This window comes from Streptomyces silaceus, from assembly GCF_001419745.1.
GTDB lineage: Bacteria > Actinomycetota > Actinomycetes > Streptomycetales > Streptomycetaceae > Streptomyces > Streptomyces silaceus.
In genome coordinates, this window is sequence record NZ_LIRJ01000054.1 from 1 (window position 1) to 5,875 (window position 5,875).

Here is a 5,875-nt window from a genome sequence, read left to right on the forward strand (position 1 = left end):
CCGTCGGCACCCGAACCGCCGTCGGTTCATGGGCCGGCGGTTCGGGTGCCGACGGTTTCGGCGGTGTCGCCTCCGGGAGCCGCTCTTTGCCGCACTTCATGCAGAAGCGGGCCTCTTCAGGAGCGGGAGCCCCGCAGTGTGGGCAGTAGGACGCCATCGAAACGCTCCGTCGGTCCAGGAGTTCACCAGCAACAGGACCGTCCCGTAAGAGCCGTATAAGGAAACGGGAGGGTCGCAACAACGGACACATCTTGCCCGTCGGCCGGTTCCCGTCGGTGCGGGATCCCTGTTCTCAACTGAAGCGTTACGCGGCGCCGTTCGCCCACACGCCCGGACCGGGGGCGCTCAGCCCTGCTTGAAGCCCCGGTGCAGCGCCACGACGCCGCCCGTCAGATTGCGCCAGGCCACCTTCGACCAGCCCGCGCCCTGCAGCCGCGCGGCGAGCGCGGGCTGGTCGGGCCAGCTGCGGATCGACTCGGCGAGGTAGACGTACGCGTCGGGGTTGGAGGAGACCGCGCGGGCGACCGGCGGCAGCGCGCGCATCAGGTACTCCTCGTAGACCGTGCGGAACGGCGCCCAGGTCGCGTGCGAGAACTCGCAGATCACGACCCGTCCGCCCGGCTTCGTCACGCGGTACAGCTCGCGCAGCGCGGCGTCCGTGTCCTGGATGTTGCGCAGCCCGAAGGAGATGGTGACCGCGTCGAAGGTGTCGTCCTTGAACGGCAGCTTCGTGCCGTCGCCCGCCGTGAACGGCATCCACGGGTGGCGCTGCTTGCCGACCCGCAGCATGCCGAGCGAGAAGTCGCAGGGCACGACGTACGCACCGGCCTGGGCGAAGGGCTGCGAGGAGGTGGCGGTGCCGGCGGCGAGGTCGAGGACCTTCTGCGCGGGGCGCGCGTCGACCGCCTTGGCGACCTCCTTGCGCCAGAGGCGGGCCTGGCCGAGGGAGAGCACGTCGTTGGTGAGGTCGTACCGTTCCGCCACGTCGTCGAACATCGTGGCGACTTCGTGCGGCTGCTTGTCCAGGGTGGCTCGGGTCACCCGGCCATTGTGGCAGGCCGGTCGTCTTCCCTTTCGTGCGCCTCCGCGTCTGCCTGCCGCGACTTTCTCGCGCGTGCGGGTCCGCCGTGGTCGCTCGCGCGGTTCCCCGCGCTCCTTCGGGGCACGACCCCTCAGCGGGACCGGTAGACCAGTCGGCCGCCGATCACCGTCGCCACGCACGTCGCCGCCCCGCGGCCCACCAGCTCGCCCCGGTCGGCCACGTCGAAGACCGCGAAGCGGGCCGGGCCGCCCTCGGTCAGGGGCGGGAGCAGGACCAGCGGGGTCGGCGACAGGGACGGGGGCCCCGGCAGCCTCGGCGGACGGGCGCCCACCGCGAGGCCCGCCCTGCGGACCGCGTCCAGGACCGGGCGGGCCCGCAGCTCGCCCGCGACCGCCACCGTGCCGTGCGCGAGGAGCCGCTGCACACCGCGCCGGGCGCTCGCGCCGAGGCGGGCGGGATCGGTCCGGAAGAGGGCCGCCGCGCGCTCGCCGCCGATGTGCTCGGTGCCGAACCGGTCGGCCTCGCGCGGGTCGGGGTGGTAGGTGGCCTCCAGCAGCTCGGGGCCGTACGGATTGAGCAGCCCCGGCGTCAGGATGCCGGGCCAGCGCCGGACCCGGGCGGCCGGGTGCGCGGCGGCGAGCCCGTCGTACGGGCCGACGGCGGCGATGCTCGCGCCGTCGGCCAGGACCGCCGTCTCCGGGGAGTGCTCGGCGACGTGAAGGGTCAGCAACAGGGCCTCAGTTGGTGGCGAGGAGCTTGAGCTCCGGGTGGGCCGTGCCGCCCTCGATCGCCGTGGACGAGATGTGCGAGGCGACGCGGTCGTCGACCGGGTCGTTCGCCGGGTCGTCGTGCACGACGAGGTGCTCGTAGGTGGTGGCGCGCTGCGCCGGGACGCGGTCCGCCGTACGGATCATGTCGATCATCTCGCGGAGGTTGGAGCGGTGCTTGGCACCGGCCGAGGAGACCACGTTCTCCTCCAGCATCACCGAGCCGAGGTCGTCCGCGCCGTAGTGGAGCGTGAGCTGGCCCGCCTCCTTGCCGGTGGTCAGCCAGGAGCCCTGGATGTGCGCCACGTTGTCGAGGAAGATCCGCGCGATGGCGATCATGCGGATGTACTCGAAGATCGTCGCCTGGGTGCGGCCCTTGAGGTGGTTGTTCTCGGGCTGGTACGTGTACGGGATGAAGGCCCGGAAGCCCCCGGTCCGGTCCTGTACGTCGCGGATCATGCGCAGGTGCTCGATGCGCTCGGCGTTGGTCTCGCCCGTACCCATGAGCATGGTGGAGGTCGACTCCACGCCCAGGTTGTGGGAGATCTCCATGATCTCCAGCCAGCGCTCGCCGGACTCCTTCAGCGGGGCGATGGCCTTGCGCGGCCGCTCCGGGAGCAGCTCGGCGCCGGCGCCCGCGAAGGAGTCGAGGCCCGCGGCGTTGATGCGCTGGATCGCCTCCTCGACGGAGACCTTGGAGATGCGGGCCATGTGCTCGACCTCGGACGCGCCGAGGGAGTGGATGACCAGCTGCGGGAATTCCTTCTTGATCGCCGAGAAGTGCTTCTCGTAGTACTCGACGCCGAAGTCCGGGTGGTGCCCGCCCTGGAACATGATCTGCGTCCCGCCGAGCTCGACCGTCTCCGCGCAGCGGCGCAGGATGTCGTCGAGGTCGCGCGTCCAGCCCTTCTTGGTGTCCTTCGGGGCGGCGTAGAAGGCGCAGAACTTGCAGGCCGTCACGCAGACGTTCGTGTAGTTGATGTTCCGCTCGATGATGTACGTCGCGATATGTTCCGTACCCGCGTAGCGGCGGCGGCGCACGGCGTCGGCGGCGGCGCCCAGGGCGTGCAGCGGCGCGTCCCGGTAGAGGTCGAGCGCCTCCTCGGGAGTGATCCGTCCGCCTGCGGCGGCACGGTCGAGGACGGACTGGAGGTCGGCCTTCTCGGTCACCGGTGGTCCCTTTCGTAAGGGTTGCGGACGTACCGGGCCAGCGTACGCCAGCCCCTGCGGCCGTCCGACGTCAGGCGGCGTACGCCCCCAGGAGCAGCCCCACGAACGCGCCCGACACCAGGAACGGGCCGAACGGGATCGCCGTCTTGCGCCCGGCGCGGCGGGCCACGACGAGCCCCAGCCCGTACAGCGACGCCAGCACGAACCCGGCGAACGTCCCGAGCAGCAGCACCCCCCAGCCGTACCAGCCGAGCACCGCGCCGAGCGACAGGGCCAGCTTCACGTCGCCGAAGCCCATGCCGTTGGGGTTGATCAGGAAGAGCACGAAGTACGCGCCCGCGAGCGCGAGCGCCCCGTAGAGCGCGCCGAGCCAGGCGCCGCCGTGCTCGGGCAGCAGTACCGCGCCGCCGAGCAGCGCGAGCGCGGCACCCGCGAGCGGCAGCGTGAGCACGTCCGGCAGCCGGTGCACGGTGAAGTCGACGACGGCGAGCAGCACGCCGAAGGGCGCGAGCAGCAGCCAGACGCCGAGCTCGGGCCGCGCGCCGGTCGCGGCGGCGAGGGCGGCGCAGACGAGGGCGGTGACGACGACGGTGGCGGAGGTACGGGGCCCGTACCCGCCGCTCCGCCCGCTCCGCGCGAGCCCGACCCACGAGGTCAGGACCTGCCCCTCGGGAGTCTCCCCCCGCCACCCCTCACCCGCCGGCACGGACAGGCGGTAGGCGGCGCGGGGCACGAAGAGCCCGGCGAGGGCGCCCCAGAGGGCGCCGCCGAGGACGAGGATCAACTCCAGCTGCAAGGGACTCCGTCTCCCCGTCGTGGGCGCCGTTACGGCTCCCGTTGTGGGCGGGTGCTCCGCGGGGGCGTGGGCTCCCCCTGCCCGGGCGGAGCCGGGAGCTCGGGGAGGGGTGGACACGGTCCCCGGTGCCGGGCACCGGGGACCGTGGCTTCAGGCCACTGGTGTACGTGGGGCGTCAGCCGACGGCAGTGAGGCCACTGCGCCAGGTCGGCAGCAACTCGTCGAGCAGCGCCTCCGTCCGGGGCGGCAGCCCCCGCGCGCCGCTCCGGGCGACGAGGTCCGCGGCGACCTGCTGCAGGCGGGCCGGATCCTCGGTCGCGTGCGTGGCCCGCAGCAGCTCGTTCCAGAGCCGCTCGTCGCCCGGCGCGGAGCCGAGCGCCGCGTTCAGCGCCTCGATCGCCTTCTCGGCGCGCCCCTTCTCCAGGTGGAACTCGGAGAGGGCCAGACCGATGTCGGCGACGAGCAGCGGCAGCTGGGCGTCGATGATCTCGTGCGTGAGCCAGCCGTACCGCCCCTGCGCCCGGTCGGCGAGCAGCGGCCCGCGCACCAGCACCAGCGCGTCGGTGAGCATCCGCCCGCGCACGGCTCGGTTGCCGGCGCCGCGCCCCTGCGTCGCCTCGTGGTAGAGCGAGCGCAGCACGTCCAGGTCGGAGACGACGGACTTGGCGAGCGTGAGCCGCCCGGTCCGGTCCGCCCGCAGCCGCGGCGACCCGTCGGGATCGGTGCCGAGCCACTCGCGCAGCCGCTCGACGAGCGCGTCGCGCACGTCGTCCGTGACACCGCGCGGCCACAGCGCGGAGGCGAGCACCCGCGGGTGCACCCCTTCGCGGTGCAGCAGCAGAAGCGCGAGGGCCTCGTGCATCAGCGCGCTGCGCTCGCCGTCGGGGGTGTCGAGGCCGATGATCTCGTACGTACCGACGAGGCGGGCGTAGACCGCGGGCCTGCCCTGCTCGGTGACGTCGACGAGGAACGGCGGGGCGACGGCCGCGGAGCCGTCGCCGGGGCCGCCGGGGCCCGTGGCGCCGTCCGGGTCGGCGTCCGTGAAGAGCTGGACGACGGCCCTCTGCTGGGCCTCGGGCAGCGTCTGGGCGGCCAGTTCGAGCCCGAGCAGCGGCGCGAGCAGCTTGCCGTCCCGGGTGATCTCCATCTCCCAGGCGGCGCCGGGCAGGTCCCCGGAGTCCGTGCCGACGAGGTAGCCGATGCCGAGCCGGCCGGCCTCGGCGGCGAGTTCGGCGAGCTTGACGGCGTCCTCACCGGTCGGCTCGGCGGCGAGCAGCACGAGGTGCGGGGCCCAGCGGGTGTGCTGGGCGGGACCGGTGCGGCCGGTGAGCACGGAGTCGTGCCCGGCGGCGCCGAGCGCGCCGCGCCGCTGCCGCGTCTCGGCCTCCATGGTCTCGATGAGCGCCTCGACGTCCTCCAGGTGCCGCAGCCGGTTGGGCGCGAGCGGGGTGAGGTCCTGGCCGAAGCCGACGAGGGTGATGGTCATGCGGTCCGACCAGCCGTTGGTGGCGAGCTCGGCGGCGACCGCGGCGAAGACGGCGGCGCGGTCGGTCTCGGTGCCGGACAGCGAGACGATGCCGGGCACGGACTCCAGGTTGAGGAGCAGCCGGGAGTCGTCGAGGGTGCCGAGGCTGACGAGGCCGGGGTACGGCGCGGCGGTGTCCACGTCCTCGTACCGCTCGGCGTCGGTGCGCGCCAGCACCCAGAACGTCTGGTCCTGGCCGAGCTGCCAGGGCGCGGGCGGGCGGCCCGCGGGCTGGGCGAGCTGGAGGTGCAGGTCGCCGTTGCTCAGCCAGGCCGCGTACACGGTCGGCAGGGGCCGGTTCTCCTCGGCGAGCGAGGCGGCGAGCCCGCGCAGCGACAGGTCGAGCAGGCGTACGCCCTCGGGGTCGGCGCCCACGAGCAGGGCGTCCTGCACGTCGGCGGCGGCACCGGTGGGCGTCGGCGGCTGCATGCCGCGGCGCCCGCCGACCGCGCCCATGGCGGACTGCCACAGGGCGTGCCGACGGCGGCGGCCGAGCGCGCCGAGCAGGCCGGCGGCGAGGAGGGGCGCGCCGAGGAGCGCCTCGGGCAGCCCGAAGTCGAAGCCCTCGGAGGCGC

6 protein-coding genes are annotated in these 5,875 nt (G+C 73.9%); all 6 read right to left on the reverse strand.

Features of this window, described 5'->3' with window-relative positions:
• A partial coding sequence (locus tag AOK22_RS43850; RefSeq protein WP_341845552.1) for a zinc ribbon domain-containing protein occupies nt 1-250 on the reverse strand: 250 nt, incomplete at its 3' end.
• A gap of 95 nt (nt 251-345) precedes the next feature.
• Nucleotides 346-1,041, reverse strand: coding sequence for a demethylmenaquinone methyltransferase (locus tag AOK22_RS06255; RefSeq protein ID WP_055697566.1), 696 nt, complete (start codon nt 1,039-1,041; stop codon nt 346-348).
• Nucleotides 1,042-1,172: 131 nt separating this feature from the next.
• On the reverse strand, nt 1,173-1,772 hold the full coding sequence (locus tag AOK22_RS06260; RefSeq protein ID WP_055697567.1) for a hypothetical protein: 600 nt from the start codon (nt 1,770-1,772) through the stop codon (nt 1,173-1,175).
• Between the two features lie 7 nt (nt 1,773-1,779).
• Nucleotides 1,780-2,979, reverse strand: a complete 1,200-nt coding sequence (mqnC, locus tag AOK22_RS06265) for a cyclic dehypoxanthinyl futalosine synthase (RefSeq protein WP_055697568.1) — start codon at nt 2,977-2,979, stop codon at nt 1,780-1,782.
• 70 nt (nt 2,980-3,049) lie between these two features.
• Nucleotides 3,050-3,775 carry a prepilin peptidase gene (locus AOK22_RS06270; protein ID WP_055697569.1) on the reverse strand — a complete coding sequence of 242 codons (726 nt, stop codon included), beginning with the start codon at nt 3,773-3,775 and terminating at the stop codon, nt 3,050-3,052.
• Between the two features lie 175 nt (nt 3,776-3,950).
• On the reverse strand, nt 3,951-5,875 hold a 1,925-nt coding region (locus AOK22_RS06275), incomplete at its 5' end, for an AfsR/SARP family transcriptional regulator (RefSeq protein WP_208606372.1).